A 15,711-nucleotide genomic window follows, 5' to 3' on the forward strand; every position below is an offset into this window, starting at 1 on the left:
ATGCCGGGGGTGGACGGGACGCCGGATGCGCGCGGAGCGGGCGGGACGCCCGACGGGGCGGCGGTGACCGGGCCCCGTGATGTCCCGGTGGCCTCCGACGCCCCGGAGCCGTACGGCGGAGGGCTGCTGCCGACGCTGATAGCCAGGCTGCGCGAGGCCGGGATCGACCCCGACGTCGAGCAGCTCTGTGACGCGCTCTGGCTGGCGGAGAGGACCCGCGCCGCCGACGCACCCGCGGAGGTCCGTGCCGGGGCCGGGCCGGTCGCGGCGGGGACCCCGGCACCGGAGGAGACCTCTGCCGCGGGAGCGGCAGCGGTGCGGGACGACAGCCCCCCGGAGTCCGGCGGGCGCGCCCGCACGTCCGAGGCGGGGGAGCCGGCCGGAGGGGACCGGCAGATCTCCCTGTACCCCGTCCCCCGCTCCGCGCGGGACGGCGGCGGGCGGGGCGACGACGAGGCCGGGACTCCGGCCGGACGGCGGTCCGGCCGGGGGCCGCGCGCGGCCGCGTTCGCTCTCGGGGTGCCCGCCGCCCCCGTCCTCCCGGCGCCGCTCGAACTCGCCCGCGCACTACGCCCGTTACAGCGCTACCACCCGGCCACCGCCCCGCTGCGCCGCGTCCTGGACGAGACGGCGACCGCGGAACGCAGCGCCCGCGCCGGCGGCGTGATCATGCCGGTCTTCCGCGGGGTCCGGCGGGCCGACGCCATCCTGCAGTGCGTCATGGACGCCTCCTCCTCGATGCTGGTGTGGGACCGGATGTTCGGGGAGCTCCAACAGATCTTCGGCCAGCTGGGGGCCTTCAGGGACGTCCAGGTGCGCTATCTGCACCAGGGCCCGGACGGTGGCTGCACGGTCAGCCGCAGCTCCGACCCGGCCGCGGCCCCGCTGCACTCCGCGGACCGGCTCAGTGATCCGACCGGACGCCGGGTCACCGTGATGATCAGCGACTGCGCCGGGCCGCTCTGGCACAGCGGGCGAGCCCACCGGCTGCTGCACCAGCTGGCCCGGCAGGCACCGGTCGCCGTGCTGCAGCCCCTCCCGCAGCGCATGTGGAACCGCACCCGGCTGCCGGTCACCTTCGGTTCGCTGTCACGCGGTGACGGCCTCGCCGGAGCCACCCTGCTCAAGGTCACCGAGGAGGGGGGAGCCGGCCCCGCGGTCCACCCGGGGGCGCTGGCGGTCCCGGTCCTCCCGCCGCTGCCCGACGCGCTGGCGGCCTGGGCGAGACTGCTCTCCGGCACCGGTTCGGGACAGATCCCCGGAGCGGTCGGCTGGGTGCGCGGCGACCAGCCCGCGGCCGCCGCCCAGCGCTCCGGCAGCACCCTCTCCTCGCTCCAGCTGGTCAGCCGCTTCCGTTCGATGGCCTCCCCGGTCGCCGGACAGCTGGCCGTCTACCTCGCGGCGGCACCCCTCTATCTGCCGGTGATGCAGCTCGTGCAGCGCACGATGCTGCCGCATTCGGGTCCGTCCGAACTCGCCGAGGTGCTGCTGAGCGGACTGCTCTCCCGTGCGGACGGGCACGGAGGCCGCGGGCAGTGGTACGTGTTCGAGCCTGGCGTCCAGGAGGCGCTGCTCGGACCCCTGAGCCGGGACGAGGCCCTGCTCGTACTCAAACACTGCTCGCAGTACATCGAGCAGCGGTTCGGCAAGGGCGGGCCCAACTTCCCGGCCCTCGCCTTCGCCCAGCTCGGCGACGGCGCGCCGCACGGATCCCCGTACCCGGCCGGCTACGGCACGGTGCGTCCCGGTTCCGGGAACGAGACCGCCGAGGAAACCGAGGACGGCGAGGAGAACGGAGGAGGCGCGAGGCGCGCACCCCACGCCTTCGCCGAGGTCGCCGCCCGCGTACTGGAGCGATTCATGCCCCTGCCCCCCGTATCCGAAGAGGCACCCGCCGGACCCTCGGCACCCGACACCCGCCCGACGGTGGAGCGGGCCCGCGCCCTCGTGCGGGACTTCGAGGCGGACAGGATGGTGCAACGACTGATCGACGCCGTCCAGTTGCTGCGCGGAGCCGCTGCGAGCAGCCCGAACCCGGCTGCCGACCCCGGGCTCTGGGCGCAGTACGCGCGCTGCGTCCTGCGGCTGTGGGAGGTGCAGGGCGGAGCCGAACTGCTCCGCGAGGCCGAGCGCGCCGCCGAGCAGGCCTCCGCGCATCCTGGCGGGGGACGCGAACAGGCCGTCCTGGCCCACGTGCTGCACGCGGCCGCCGACGACCGCCGCCGGCAAGGCGACCGGCGTGGCGCCCTGGAACTGCTGCGCCGCGCCGACCGTGAGTACACGGCGGCCTGCGCGGCCCCCGGCCTGGAGCCCGCCGAGGCACTCCAGCTCACCCTGGAGCGGGTGCGGGCGCTGGAGGCGCAGTGGCGGCTCGACGGGGACAGCGCCCTGCTCCAGAGCGCGTGCGGCATGCTGGAGGCCTTCGCGGACGCCTGGCCGGATCAGCAGAACCGGCCGGCCACCCTGCCGCTCCAGCACGGCCGGACCCTTCTGAAGCTGGCCGGCGCCACCGAGGACGACGAACAGGCCAGGGAGTACGCGGCGCAGGCGGCCCGCTCGCTGCGCACGGCCTTCGCCCAGGGCGGCACGAACACCCTGAGCACCGAGGTCCGCATCGTGCTGGACCTGGTGGACGCCCTGCTGGCCTCGGGCGCGGAACCGGACGAGGCCGCGGCCCTGACCGGCCAGGCCCTGGAGACCGTACGGGAGCAGCGGCAGCGCGCCCAGTTGCAGATCCGGGCCGGAAGGGTCCGGGTGGCCCGCTACGAGCACACCGGCGATCCGGACGAACTCGTCGCCGCGGGCGCGTGGTTCGCCCGGGCGGCCCGGGGCATTCCACGGGACTCCCGGGCCCACACCGATGTGCTCGCCGAATGGGGTGCCACACTGCTGCGCCGCGCCGAACTGCCCGACGGCGGCGCGCACATCGGTGCGGCGGTACGGGTGCTGCGGGACTGCCGGACCGAGACGCCGGAGGCGGGCGGGCACCAGTCCGAGCGGCTGCTCATGCTCGGCAGGGCCCTGATGCTCCGCCACCGTGCCACCGCGGACCGGGTCGACCTGCGGGAGGCCGAGTACCTCTTCGGGCTGGCCGCGCAGGAGGCGGTGGACCCGCTGACCGCGGCGCGCTGCTGGCTCGAACTGGGCAGGGCGCATCTGGAGGCCGCCGAGGTCCTGGAGAGACCGGCCCGGCGCGACGAGGCCGCGGAGGACTTCCGCTCGGCCGCCGAGCGGGCCGGGGAGGCGGAAGCGGAGCTGGAAACTCCACAACAACTCCAGTCCGCAGTCGAGTTGGGTGCTACAGCCAACCACTGGCGGGGTATGACGTATGAGAAGGCGGGGCGCCCCCGGGCCGCGCGCGTTGCGTACCGGGCCGCCCTCCAGGAGTGGCGCAAGCTGCCGGACGGCGGCGGCGCGGCGGGTGAGTCGACCGCCGCGCGGCTGGCGGAGCTGGAGCGCTGAGTGCTCGACCAGGAGCACGCGGCGCCCCGGGCGTGAGCGCCCGGACCGGGGACGGGCGACGCTCTCCGGCCGAGGGCGGCGGGACAAGGCAGGTCAGGGACGTGGGACCGCGGTGCGCGCTCAACGGCGAGTGCGGCACGGCGGTCCCGGTGCTGCAGTACGGGGAGGCGTGATGAGCGGGACGACACGGAACGACGGGACGGCTGCACCCGGTGACGCGGGCGCGCTGCCGGATCTGCTGGGGCTCGATCTGGAGACGCTGCGGACCCTGGACCACCCGGTGCTGACCGAGGTGCTCGCGGATCTGCGGGGCCGGGCCGAGCAGCCGCGGGAGATGCTCTGGGGCTTCCAGAGCGCCTTCTGAGGCGGTGCCCCGCACCACCGCGGCCGGACCCGGCACCGCGCGGTCGCGGTCAGGGGCGCCATCGACCAGGACATCATCGACCGGGACGGACCTTCCCTGCCGCGCGCCGGGGCCACGCGCCCCGGGCCGGCCGCGCGGGCCGTCCCGGCAGACATACAGCACGGGGGTGCCGGAGTGTCTCGTCGGACGACGCCGCGAGGGGGACAGCACGCGCGGGGGGCGCCACGACCCGGGCCGGGCCGGGCCGCGCCCCCGGGCCCCGGCACGCCGTCACCGGTGCCGTTCGGGCAGTTCATCGTCAAGGTGCACGGCCGCTGCAACCTGGCCTGCCGGTACTGCTACCTCTACGAGGGCCCCGACCGGAGCTGGCGGTCCAGGCCGGCCGCCGCCGCGCCCGCCGTCCTGGACCGCACCGCGGACCGGATCGCCGAACACGCGGCCACCCACCGGCTCCGGCACGTCGCTCTCGTACTCCACGGCGGTGAACCCCTGCTCGCGGGCCCCGACCGGCTGGGCGCCCTCGCCGACCGGGTACGGCACGCGGTCCCCGACGGCTGCACCGTCCACACCACCGTGCAGACCAACGCCACGCTGCTCACGGACGCGGGCGTCACCACCCTCGCCCGGCACGGCATACGCGTCGGCATCAGCCTGGACGGCGGCCGCGCGGCCCACAACACCCAGCGCGTCGACCACGCGGGCCGCCCCTCCTGGCCCGCCGCCTCGCGCGGGGCCCGGCTCCTCGCCGACCGCCACCCCGGCGCGTACGCGGGCATCCTCACCGTCGTCGACCCGCGCACCGACCCCCTGGAGATGTACGAGTCGCTGCTCGCCCTGCGCCCGCCGGCCCTGGACCTGCTGCTGCCCCACGGCAACTGGTCCAGCCCGCCGCCCGGTCTGCCCGATCCGGCGGACACGCCCGGGGGACCGGGGTCGGGCCGCCCCACGCCGTACGGCGACTGGCTCTGCACCGTCTTCGACCGGTGGTGGCCGGCCGCCGGGCGGGAGACCCGGATCCGGCTCTTCGAGGAGTGCATCGCCCTGCTCCTCGGCCTGCCCGCCGCCACCGAATCCCTCGGCCTCGACCCCCTCAACGCGGTCGTCGTCGAGACCGACGGATCGATCGAGCAGGTCGACTCCCTGAAGTCCGCGTACGACACCGCGGCCGCCACCGGACTCGACATCTTCCGCCACACCTTCGACGACGCCCTGCGCCACCCCGGCATCGTCGCCCGCCAGTCGGGAGCCGGCGCCCTCGCGGCCGCCTGCCGTGGCTGCCCGCTGCTGAACGTCTGCGGAGGCGGTCACTACGCCCACCGCTACCGCGCAGAGAACGGCTACATCAACCCCTCCGTCTACTGCGCCGACCTCGAACGGCTGATCCGCCACGTGGCGGGCCGGCTCGCCGAAGCAACCGCTGGAGACCCCCCATGAGCCCCCCCATCTCCGACCACGCGCTGCGCCAACTCGGCCGCACCGAGGGCGACGCCGACTCGCTCGGCCTGCTCGTACGCGACCAGGACACCCGCCGCCTCGTCCTCCTCAGGGCCCTGCTCGACGCGGCGGCGGCCGCCCCCACGACCGTCTGTCCACCCCGTCTGCTCGACCGGCTGCGCAAGGACTGGGCGCTGCTCGAAACGGCCGAGCGCGTCGACCGGGACGCCGTGCGCACCGTGCTGTTCCACCCCATGGCGGGCCCCTGGGCGCAGCGGCTGCTGAGCGGCCTCACCGCCGCGACCGTCACGGGACCGGACCTTCCCGCGGGCCTGGCCCATCTGACCGCGCTCGCCGTGGCGGCCGCGATCCGGGCCGGGGTGCACTGCACCGCCGTGCTCGACCCCCGCGGCGGGCTCGTCCCCCTGCCCACGCTGGGGGCGGTGCGGACGGACTCCGGGCCGGTCGAACTCAGCCACACCGCGGGCGAGATGGTGATCCGTCCGGCGAACGGCCCGCCCCTGACGGCCCGCACCCAGCCCGACGGCACCATGACCTCGGCCGACCCCCGCTGGCTGCCCGTGCTCGCCCTCCCCGCCCTGCTGCCCGGCGGCCGCCCCGTACCGCTGGACGACGTCGACCCCTACGGCACCGAGGGGGGCGGACTCCCGCGTCACGGGCTGAGCGTGGCCGTCCGCATGGACGACCACGAACGCAAGGCCTGGGCCGCGTGCTGGTCCGGGGTGGAACCCCTGCTCCGCACCGGTGGTGAGCACCGCCTCACCGAAGTGGCCGTGCTGCTGCGCTGCGTGGTGCCGCTCGGCCGCCCGCCCGGATCGGGGGCCGACGACGGCGGCGTGGCGCATTGCAGCGGAACGAGGCGAGAGGCGTTCGGCGCGGTCCTCAGCAGCCGTCCGGCCACCTCCGTCTACTTCGCCTCGACCCTCGTCCACGAACTCCAGCACACCAAGCTGGCCGCGCTCGGCGGTCTCGTACGACTGCACCACGAGGACGCGACGCCACGGCACTTCGCCCCCTGGCGCTCGGACCCCCGGCCCTTCGACGGGCTCCTTCAGGGCGCCTACTCGCACCTCGCGCTCGCCGACTACTGGCAGCGGTCCGCGCTCGGCGCGCGGCGCGTCACCTCCCGCGACCTGGCCTGGGCCGAGCACGCCCGCTGCCGCGAACAGGTCGGGGCCGTGCTGCCCGTCCTGGCCGGATCGGCGGGGCTGACGCGCGAAGGCAGAGTCCTGGTCAACGAGATGATCACGCTCTACCACCGTATGGACCATAGTCCGCCTCCCCCGGGTCATCTCGCGCGCGCGAAGGCGTATGTGAGCACCGTGAAGGTGATATGGCAGCAGAGGAACGGCTCGCGAGGGCAGTGAGCGTCCACCGGGATTTGCGGCCGGAGCGACCATGCGCCGGTGTATGTTGACAATGCTGGTATCGAGGCAGGGAGACGGTTGAATGCCCGGAACGGCCAGGCAAGTTGGAGCAACCGGGGCGAGAACCGTCACCATCAGTTTCGCCGGTTACAACCGCGCCTGGGCGGCGTGGATCACGGACCGGCTGGAGCGCCGCGGTGTGACGGTCTACCAGCAGCGCTGGGACCCGCCCGTGGAGATTCCGCTGGAGGAGTCGCTGCGCGACCTGACGCTTTCGCACGGCCTCGTCCTGGTGATCCTCAGCGACTGGTACTTCCAGCTCGGCCCCCGCAGCCATGACGAATGGAACAGGGCGCTGCGCTCGGAGGTGGCCCCGGACCCCGAGCGGTTCGCCGCGGTCTGCGTCACCACGTCCGCGCTGCCCGGTGCCACGTCGGCGTTCGGCGCGGCGGACCTGACCAACGTCGGTGCGGACGAGGCGGAGCGACGGCTCCTCGCGAGGCTGGGACTGCCCGCCGACGCGCTGCCCGAGGCGGCCGAGGCCCGCCCCGGCCCGCGCTATCCGGCCGACACCCCGCAGGTGTGGGGAGGGGTGCCGCGGCGCAACATCCGGTTCACCGGGCGTGAGGAACTGCTCAGCCAGGCCTACAGCGCCCTCCAGGAGTCCGGCCGGGGCGCCGGGGTCGTGACGCTGCACGGCATGTCCGGCGTCGGCAAGACACAGCTGGCCGCCGAATACGTCTACCGCTTCGGTTCCGAGTACGACGTGGTCTGGTGGGTGCCCGCCGACCGTCGTGCGCTCTACCGCCAGAAGCTCGCCGAACTCGCCCCGGAACTGGGCCTGTCCACCGGCGCCGAGTACGGCGAGCGGCTGCGCGCGGTGCGCGACGCGCTGCGCCGGGGCGACCCGCACGCCCACTGGCTGCTGATCCTGGACGGGGCGGACGAGCCGGACCAGATCTGGGACCTGGTGCCGACCGGCCCCGGACACGTCCTCATCACCTCCCGCAACCCGGAGTGGAGCGAGCACAACAGCCATCTCGTCGAGGTGCCCGTCTACAGCCGTGAGGAGTCGGTGGCCTTCATCCGCCGCCGCGCGGCCCGCCTCACCCTGGCCGAAGCCGACCAGCTGGCCGACGCACTCGAAGACCTCCCGCTGCTCCTGGACCAGACCGCCGGGTGGCTGAACGACTCCGACATGTCCGTCGAGGAGTACATCGAGCTCCTCGAAGGCGGGATCGACCAGGATGTCGTCAAGGTCTCCGCGGACTTCCCGCTCGCCTTTCAGACGGCCTGGTCGATACTGCTCAACAAGCTCAAGGACACGGTCCCCGAGTCCGTCGACCTGCTGAGGCTGTGCAGCTTCTTCGCACCCGGCTCCATCCCCGTGCGGCTGTTGAAGGACATGCCCTCCGGAGAGCTGCCGGAGCAGGTGTCCGGGCTGATGAACGATCCGTTGCTCTGGAACAAGGCGATCAGCCAGCTCCGCCAGTACTCCGTCGTCCGGCTGGAGTCCCACGAGTCGGCGGACGACGTGGCGTCGTCCGGCGAATCGCTCTACATGCACCGCATGGTCCACCAGATCGTCGGCCACGACATGACGGGACGGGACCGTCAGGAGTTCATCGGCGTCGTCCGCCGGGCGCTCGCGGCCGCCGACCCGGGCCGCCCCACCGAACCCAGCCAATGGCCCACGTACGCCGAGCTCACCCCCCACCTGAAGTGGGCGGACGTGCTCAGGAGCACCGACCCGGCGGTGCAGAACCTGGTGCTCAACTGCCTGCGCTACATGTACGTCTCCGGGGAGTACCGGGCCGGCATCAAGCTGGGCGAACGGGCCATGAAGGCCTGGCAGGAACTCCTCGGTGAGAACCACCCCAGGATCTGGGACGTCAGCTACCACTACGCCAACCTGCTGAGGGCCGTCGGCGACTACGCCGGTACGGAGGCCATCGAGCGGGCGGCCGTGGACCATCTGCGCACGGAGCGCGGAGTCCAGGACCTGGAGCACCTTCGCGCCGCCGCCGGCCTCGCCGCCGACCTGCGGGGCCTCGGCCGCTACGACGAGGCGCGGGAGATGTCCGGCTGGGTGCTCTCCGGCTACCGCGAGCTGCTGGGGGACCAGGACTCGCGCACCCTCGCCGCGCAGAACAACCTGGCCGTCACCTTCCGGCTGCTGGGCCGGTACCCGGAGGCGCTGGACCTCGACGGCCGTACGCTGGAAGCCCGGCGGACGCTCCTGCCGCGGCGCCACTCCTGGACGCTGGACTCCGAGATCCACTACTCCACCGACATGCGGTTGCTCGGCCGTTACGACGAGGCGATGTCGCTCCAGAACCAGAGCGTCCAGGTGCACCGGAACGTCATGGGGCCGGACAACCCGCAGACCCTGCGGGCCGAGTTCAACCTCGCGCTGTGCTACTACCGTTCGGGGGAGCGGAACAAGGCCGCCACCCTGTTCACCCGCGTCCTGGAACGGTCCGAACGGGTCCTCGGCGAGGGCGCTCCGCTGACCATGATGTTCGCGGCCGGCCAGAGCTGCTTCGCCCGGGAGCACGCCAGCATCGACCAGGCCAGGGCCATAAGCGAGAAGGCCGTCGCCGCGTACGTCGACATGCTCGGCGAGGAGCACCCCTTCGCGGCGGGGACCCGGGGCAACCACGCCCTGATCCTGCGCAACGTGGGCGAGCGGGAGCACGCCCACGCGCTCGTGGAGGAGTCACTGGCCGCCATGACACGGGCCGTGGGCGAGAACCATCCCTGGACCCTGGGCTGTGCGATCAACGCTTCCGCGCTGCGCAACCTGGTCGGGGACACGGAGGCCGCCGCCGCTCTGACGGACTCGGTCGTCACCCGGGCCGTCGAGGTCCTCGGCCGTACTCATCCGCTGACGCTCTCCGCCCGGATCGCCCACGCTGCCGACCTGCGCGGCCTGCGGGAACGGCGGAAGGCCGAGAAGACCGAGGGCGAGGCACTCGACGACCTGGTCGAGACGCTCGGCGCCCAGCACGTCCACACGGTCTCGGCCCGTTCCCGCAACCGCCCCTACTGGGACTTCGAGCCCCTGGTCATCTGAGAAACGGCCCGGCACGCCACACCGAACACGAAGGGGCCCGGCCCGCGAGCGAATCGCGGGCCGGGCCCCTTCGTACGTACGGCGACCGGTCAGGCCTCGAAGACCTCGGCGACCAGCTGTGCCTGCTCGGCCTGGTGGCGCTTGGCCGAGCCGACCGCCGGGGACGAGCCGTGCGCGCGCGAGATGCGGCGCAGGCGCTCACCGTGCGGGACGTCGGCACCGACGGCCAGGTCCAGGTGGTCGATCAGGTTCAGGGCGATGAACGGCCAGGCACCCTGGTTGGCCGGCTCCTCCTGGGCCCACAGGTACTTCGCCGCGTTCGGGTACTTGGCGATCTCGGCCTGGATCTCCGCACCCGGCAGCGGGTACAGGCGCTCCAGACGGATGATCGCGGTCTCCGTGTCGCCGCGCTTCTGACGCTCGGCGTCCAGGTCGTAGTAGACCTTGCCGGCGCAGAAGACGACCTTGCGGACCGCACTCGGGTCGACCGAGTCGTCGCCGATCACCGGGCGGAAGCCGCCGGTGGTGAACTCCTCCGCCTTGGACGCCGCCGCCTTGAGGCGGAGCATCGACTTCGGGGTGAAGACGATCAGCGGCTTGTGGTGCGGGTTGTGCACCTGCCACCGCAGGAGGTGGAAGTAGTTCGACGGCAGGGTCGGCATCGCGACCGTCATGTTGTCCTGCGCGCACATCTGGAGGAAGCGCTCCGGGCGGGCGGACGAGTGGTCCGGGCCCTGGCCCTCGTAGCCGTGCGGCAGGAGCAGCGTGACGCCGGAGGTCTGGCCCCACTTCTGCTCGGCCGAGGAGATGAACTCGTCGACGACGGTCTGTGCGCCGTTGACGAAGTCACCGAACTGGGCCTCCCAGATGACCAGCGACTCCGGACGGGCCAGCGAGTAGCCGTACTCGAAGCCCATCGCCGCGTACTCGCTGAGCAGCGAGTCGTAGACGTTGTAGCGGGCCTGCTCGTCGGTGAGGTAGAGCAGCGGGGTGTAGTCCTCGCCGGTCACCTGGTCGACCAGCACCGCGTGGCGCTGGCCGAACGTGCCGCGGCGGGTGTCCTGGCCGGCGAGCCGGACCGGGGTGCCCTCCATCAGCAGCGAACCGATGGCCAGGGTCTCGCCCATGCCCCAGTCGATCGTGCCGTCCTCCACGGAGGCCGCACGACGCTGCATCTGCGGCATCAGGCGCGGGTGGACCGTGATGTTGTCCGGGATGTTGACCTGCGACTCGGCGATCCGCTTCACGACCTCCTGCGAGACCGCGGTGGTCACGGCCACCGGGAACTCGGCCTGGGGGTCCGAGACATGCGGCTGCGTCGGCTGCGAGGTGGCCTCGCGGACCTCCGCGAACACCTTCTCCAGCTGGCCCTGGAAGTCCTGGAGCGCCTGCTCCGCCTCTTCCAGCGTGATGTCGCCGCGACCGATGAGGGACTCGGTGTACAGCTTGCGCACCGAGCGCTTCTTGTCGATCAGGGTGTACATCTGCGGGTTGGTGAACTGCGGGTTGTCGCCCTCGTTGTGACCGCGGCGGCGGTAGCAGATGAGGTCGATCACGACGTCCTTGTTGAACGCCTGACGGAACTCGAACGCGAGCCGCGCGACACGGACGACGGCCTCGGGGTCGTCACCGTTGACGTGGATGATCGGCGCCTCGATCATGCGCGCCACGTCGGTGGCGTACATCGAGGAGCGCGAGGACTCCGGGGCGGCGGTGAAGCCGACCTGGTTGTTGATCACCACGTGCACGGTGCCGCCGGTGCGGTAGCCGCGCAGCTGCGACATGTTCAGCGTCTCGGCGACGACGCCCTGGCCCGCGAAGGCCGCGTCGCCGTGGAGCGCGACGGGCAGGACGGTGAAGTCCGTGCCGCCCTTGTTGATGATGTCCTGCTTGGCGCGGGCGATGCCCTCCAGGACCGGGTCGACCGCCTCCAGGTGTGAGGGGTTGGCGGCCAGCGAGACCTTGATCTGCTCGCCGTCCAGACCGGTGAAGGTGCCCTCGGCGCCCAGGTGGTACTTGACGTCGCCGGAGCCGTGCATCGACTTCGGGTCGAGGTTGCCCTCGAACTCCCGGAAGATCTGCGCGTACGACTTGCCGACGATGTTCGCCAGGACGTTCAGCCGGCCGCGGTGGGCCATGCCGATGACGACCTCGTCGAGGCGGGCCTCGGCGGCGGAGTCGATGACCGCGTCGAGCAGCGGGATGACGGACTCGCCGCCCTCCAGCGAGAACCGCTTCTGGCCGACGTACTTCGTCTGCAGGAAGGTCTCGAACGCCTCCGCGGCGTTCAGCCGGCGCAGGATGCGCAGCTGCTCCTCGCGCTCGGGCTTGGGGCGCGGACGCTCCACCCGGTCCTGGAGCCACTTGCGCTGCTTCGGGTCCTGGATGTGCATGAACTCGATGCCGGTGGTGCGGCAGTACGACTCACGCAGCACACCGAGGATGTCGCGGAGCTTCATCATCGTCTTGCCGGCGAAACCGCCGACCGCGAAGTCCCGCTCCAGGTCCCACAGGGTGAGGCCGTGCTCGGTGATGTCCAGGTCGGGGTGCTTGCGCTGGTGGTACTCCAGCGGGTCGGTGTCGGCCATGACGTGGCCGCGGACCCGGTAGGAGTGGATCAGCTCGAAGACCCGCGCGGCCTTGGTGACGTCGTCGTCGTGCGAGGCGTCGATGTCCTTGAGCCAGCGGACCGGCTCGTAGGGGATGCGCAGCGCCTTGAAGATCTCGTCGTAGAACTCGTTCTCGCCGAGCAGCAGCTGGGAGAGGATCCGCAGGAACTCGCCGGAGGCGGCGCCCTGGATGACCCGGTGGTCGTACGTCGAGGTCAGCGTCATGACCTTCGAGATGCCCAGCTTGTTCAGGGTGTCCTGCGACGTGCCCTGGAACTCCGCCGGGTAGTCCATCGCGCCGACGCCCATGATGAGGCCCTGTCCGGGCATCAGGCGGGGCACCGAGTGGACGGTGCCGATGCCGCCGGGGTTGGTCAGCGAGGCGGTGACGCCGGTGAAGTCGTCCATGCCGAGCTTGCCGTTGCGGGCCCGGCGGACGATGTCCTCGTAGGCCTGCCAGAACTCGAAGAAGTTGAGCGTCTCGGCCTTCTTGATGGCCGCGACGACCAGCTGGCGGTCGCCGTTCGGCTTCACCAGGTCGATGGCGAGGCCGAGGTTGACGTGCTCCGGCTTCACCAGGGTCGGCTTGCCGTCCTTCTGCGCGAAGGAGTAGTTCATCGCCGGCATGGCCTTGAGGGCCTGCACCATCGCGTACCCGATGAGGTGCGTGAAGGAGATCTTCCCGCCGCGGGCGCGCTTGAGGTGGTTGTTGATGACGATGCGGTTGTCGAAGAGCAGCTTCACCGGGACCGCGCGGACGGACGTGGCCGTCGGCAGCTCCAGCGAGGCGTTCATGTTCTTCGCGACAGCGGCGGACGGACCGCGCAGCGTCACGTACTCCGGGCCGGCGGGTGCCTCGGTCGCCGGAGCGGCCGGGGCCTTCGCGGCCGGAGCCGGTGCCGCCTTCGCCGGAGCGGCCTTCACCGGAGCCGCCGGGGCGGCAGGTGCGACCGGAGCGGGCGCCGGGGCAGCGGGTGCGGCCGGAGCCGGAGCCGCGGGCTGCGCGGGTGCGGCGGGCGCGGTGGTGGCCGGTGCGGGTGCGGCGGGAGCCGCGGGCACCGCAGCCCCCGCGGCTGCGGCGCCGGGAACGGGCTTGTCCGCCGTGCCGGACGTACCCGGCTTGTAGTCGGCGAAGAAGTCCCACCAGGCGCGATCGACCGAATTGGGATCCTGGAGGTACTGCTGGTAGATCTCGTCGACGAGCCACTCATTGGGGCCAAAAGCGGCAGCCGGGTTGGTACCCGGGCTGGCTTGGTCGGTCGAGATGCTCGAGTTACTGGGGGACTGAGACGACACGGCGGCAACCGCCCTCTTCCGCTTCACAAGGTGATGGACAGCGGAAATCAAGGCTACGCCTCCCCGGCCGTTCCATGCAGGCCGGGCCGGTCTTCGTCGTGCAAGTCACATCGAAAGTCGGGTTTCGGGGCAAGAAATGGCGGGAAACAAGCTTGGTTCCGCTTCGCTCCGGGTACGCGAGACCGCAGTTACGGCCCCTTGGACCGTACCCCTTGAACAGAACACGTAGAACGTGCCCTTCCGGTTCGAACCCTATGTCAACCTCGCGGCTGATGGATCCCCGGAAGAGTGACGCGTATCCGGCAGCCGCGAGCTGATTCGGCCACACCGATCCGGCCGCCGTGCAGATCCACCGCCCAGCGGGCGATCGCCAGGCCCAGACCCGTCCCGCCGTCGCTGCCGGGGCCGTGCGGAGACGGCATCTCGCCCCGGTTGAACCGCTCGAAGACCCGGTGCCGCTCGGACTCCGGGATGCCGGGGCCCTCGTCCATGACCTCCAGGTGCAGCGACTCGGGCTGCGCGCCGCGCCGGGCGCGCACCGTGACCCGGCCGTGCGGCGGGCTGTGCTTCACCGCGTTGTCGATCAGATTGGCGACCACCTGGTGCAGCCGTTCGGCGTCCGCGTGCGCGGTCAGCTCCGGCGGCGACACGTCCAGGTGCAGATGGACGTCCTTGCGGGCGTGGTTGCCGGAGCCCGAGGACAGCCGGCGGTGCGCGGCGGCGAGGTTCGCCTCCTTGAGGACCCCCGACAGATAGGGCCATACCTCGAAGCGGCCCGCCTTCAGCGTGACCACGCCGTTGTCCAGCCGGGACAGGTCCAGCAGCGTCTCCACCAGCCGGCCGAGCCGCTCCGTCTGTTTGAGTGCCGTGCGCATCGTCTCCGGATCGGCCGAGGACACCCCGTCCACGACGTTCTCCAGCACGGCTCTCAGCGCCGCGATGGGCGTGCGCAGCTCGTGTGAGACATTCGCCACCAGCTCCTTGCGGTGCCGGTCCACCGCCGCCAGATCGTCCGCCATCAGGTTGATCGTCTGCGCCAGGTCGCCGAGCTCGTCGCGCCGGTCGGCGCCGCTCACCCGTCTGGTGTAGTCGCCGTGCGAGATCGACCGGGCCACGGCTCTCATCTCGTCCAGCGGCGCGGTCATGCCGTGCGCCACGAACTGGGTGATCAGCAGGGTCGCGATCACCGAGAACACCGTGATGAACCGCAGCTCGGTACGCGTCCGCAGGGCCACCATGAGCAGCCCGGTCGTGATGAACACCGAGACCACGACGAGCGTGCCCAGCTTGGCCTTGATGGAGAACGGCCGCAGCCCCGACCCGGGCGCGCTCATGGCGCGGGGGTCTCCAACGCGTAACCGACACCGTGCACGGTACGGATCCGCTCCGCACCGATCTTCCGGCGCAGCGCCTTGATGTGGCTGTCGACGGTACGGGTGCCCGAGGCGTCCGCCCAGTCCCAGACCTCCGCCAGCAGCTGCTCCCGGGAGAGCACCGCGCGCGGCGTGTTGGCCAGGCAGACCAGCAGGTCGAACTCGGTCGGCGTCAGGTGGACGTCGTCCGCGCGGACCCGCACCCGGCGCTGCGCGTGGTCGATCTCCAGCTCGCCGAGACGGAGTATTCCGCTGCGGGGCGTCACGGCGGCCAGCGCGGCCCGCTCCACCCGGCGCAGCAGCACGTGGACCCGGGCCGCCAGCTCACGCATGGAGAACGGCTTGGTCATGTAGTCGTCGGCGCCGACGCCGAGGCCGACGAGCATGTCGGTCTCGTCGTCCCGGGCGGTGAGCATCAGCACCGGCACCGGCCGCTGGGCCTGCACGCGCCGGCAGACCTCCAGGCCGTCGAAGCCGGGAAGCATGATGTCGAGCACCATCAGATCCGGCTGCCACGCCTCGGCCGCGTCCACGGCCGCCGGGCCGTCGAGCGCGGTCTGCACCAGAAAGCCCTCGGCCCGCAGCCGGGCGGAAATGGCATCGACGATCGTGGCGTCGTCCTCGACCACCAGCACGCGGCGCTGCGCGCCCGGGGTGGCCGCGACACCTGTGTGGGTGGTGTGTGTCTGTTCCATCGCCCCGCCCCTGC

General features: G+C 72.3%; 8 protein-coding genes. 5 read left to right on the top strand and 3 right to left on the bottom strand.

Translation table 11 applies throughout. From position 1 onward, the window contains the following. The 5 genes from ACGFZA_RS04415 to fxsT all read left to right on the top strand — a co-directional run bounded on the left by ACGFZA_RS04415 (nt 1) and on the right by fxsT (nt 9,724). Nucleotides 1-3,462 (top strand): SAV_2336 N-terminal domain-related protein, encoded by a 3,462-nt coding sequence (locus ACGFZA_RS04415; RefSeq protein ID WP_393677038.1) that lies wholly within the window; start codon nt 1-3, stop codon nt 3,460-3,462. A 172-nt stretch (nt 3,463-3,634) separates the two neighbouring features. Next, nucleotides 3,635-3,826, top strand: coding sequence for an FxSxx-COOH cyclophane-containing RiPP peptide (gene fxsA, locus ACGFZA_RS04420; RefSeq protein ID WP_385276226.1), 192 nt, complete (start codon nt 3,635-3,637; stop codon nt 3,824-3,826). A gap of 276 nt (nt 3,827-4,102) precedes the next feature. After that, a complete protein-coding gene (locus ACGFZA_RS04425) occupies nt 4,103-5,260 on the top strand; it encodes an FxsB family cyclophane-forming radical SAM/SPASM peptide maturase (RefSeq protein WP_385276223.1) in 1,158 nt (385 codons plus the stop codon). After that, entirely contained in the window at nt 5,257-6,648 is a 1,392-nt protein-coding gene (locus ACGFZA_RS04430) for an aKG-HExxH-type peptide beta-hydroxylase (RefSeq protein ID WP_393677041.1), read from the top strand. Before ACGFZA_RS04425 ends, ACGFZA_RS04430 begins: the two co-directional genes overlap by 4 nt. A gap of 82 nt (nt 6,649-6,730) precedes the next feature. Next, a complete protein-coding gene (gene fxsT / locus ACGFZA_RS04435) occupies nt 6,731-9,724 on the top strand; it encodes an FxSxx-COOH system tetratricopeptide repeat protein (RefSeq protein ID WP_385276217.1) in 2,994 nt (997 codons plus the stop codon). Nucleotides 9,725-9,813: 89 nt separating this feature from the next. Here fxsT and ACGFZA_RS04440 read toward each other — a convergent pair whose 3' ends face one another. From ACGFZA_RS04440 to ACGFZA_RS04450, 3 genes are all read right to left on the bottom strand, one after another. Further along, on the bottom strand, nt 9,814-13,629 hold the full coding sequence (locus ACGFZA_RS04440) for a multifunctional oxoglutarate decarboxylase/oxoglutarate dehydrogenase thiamine pyrophosphate-binding subunit/dihydrolipoyllysine-residue succinyltransferase subunit (RefSeq protein ID WP_393677043.1): 3,816 nt from the start codon (nt 13,627-13,629) through the stop codon (nt 9,814-9,816). A 257-nt stretch (nt 13,630-13,886) separates the two neighbouring features. Further along, the gene (locus ACGFZA_RS04445; RefSeq protein WP_385276211.1) at nt 13,887-14,963 is read right to left on the bottom strand and encodes an ATP-binding protein; all 1,077 of its coding nucleotides are present in this window, start codon (nt 14,961-14,963) and stop codon (nt 13,887-13,889) included. Next, nucleotides 14,960-15,697 (bottom strand): response regulator transcription factor, encoded by a 738-nt coding sequence (locus ACGFZA_RS04450; protein ID WP_024491908.1) that lies wholly within the window; start codon nt 15,695-15,697, stop codon nt 14,960-14,962. The genes ACGFZA_RS04445 and ACGFZA_RS04450 overlap by 4 nt, the downstream gene beginning before the upstream one ends. Nucleotides 15,698-15,711: the final 14 nt, after the last annotated feature.

Source organism: Streptomyces sp. NPDC048211, from assembly GCF_043202315.1.
GTDB lineage: Bacteria > Actinomycetota > Actinomycetes > Streptomycetales > Streptomycetaceae > Streptomyces.

Bases quoted from the DNA above. Each gene is read 5' to 3' on its own strand.
- ACGFZA_RS04415 (WP_393677038.1), top strand. From the start codon at position 1: ATGCCGGGGGTGGACGGGACGCCGGATGCGCGCGGAGCGGGCGGGACG.
- fxsA (WP_385276226.1), top strand. From the start codon at position 3,635: ATGAGCGGGACGACACGGAACGACGGGACGGCTGCACCCGGTGACGCG.
- ACGFZA_RS04430 (WP_393677041.1), top strand. From the start codon at position 5,257: ATGAGCCCCCCCATCTCCGACCACGCGCTGCGCCAACTCGGCCGCACC.
- fxsT (WP_385276217.1), top strand. From the start codon at position 6,731: ATGCCCGGAACGGCCAGGCAAGTTGGAGCAACCGGGGCGAGAACCGTC.
- ACGFZA_RS04445 (WP_385276211.1), bottom strand. From the start codon at position 14,963: ATGAGCGCGCCCGGGTCGGGGCTGCGGCCGTTCTCCATCAAGGCCAAG.
- ACGFZA_RS04450 (WP_024491908.1), bottom strand. From the start codon at position 15,697: ATGGAACAGACACACACCACCCACACAGGTGTCGCGGCCACCCCGGGC.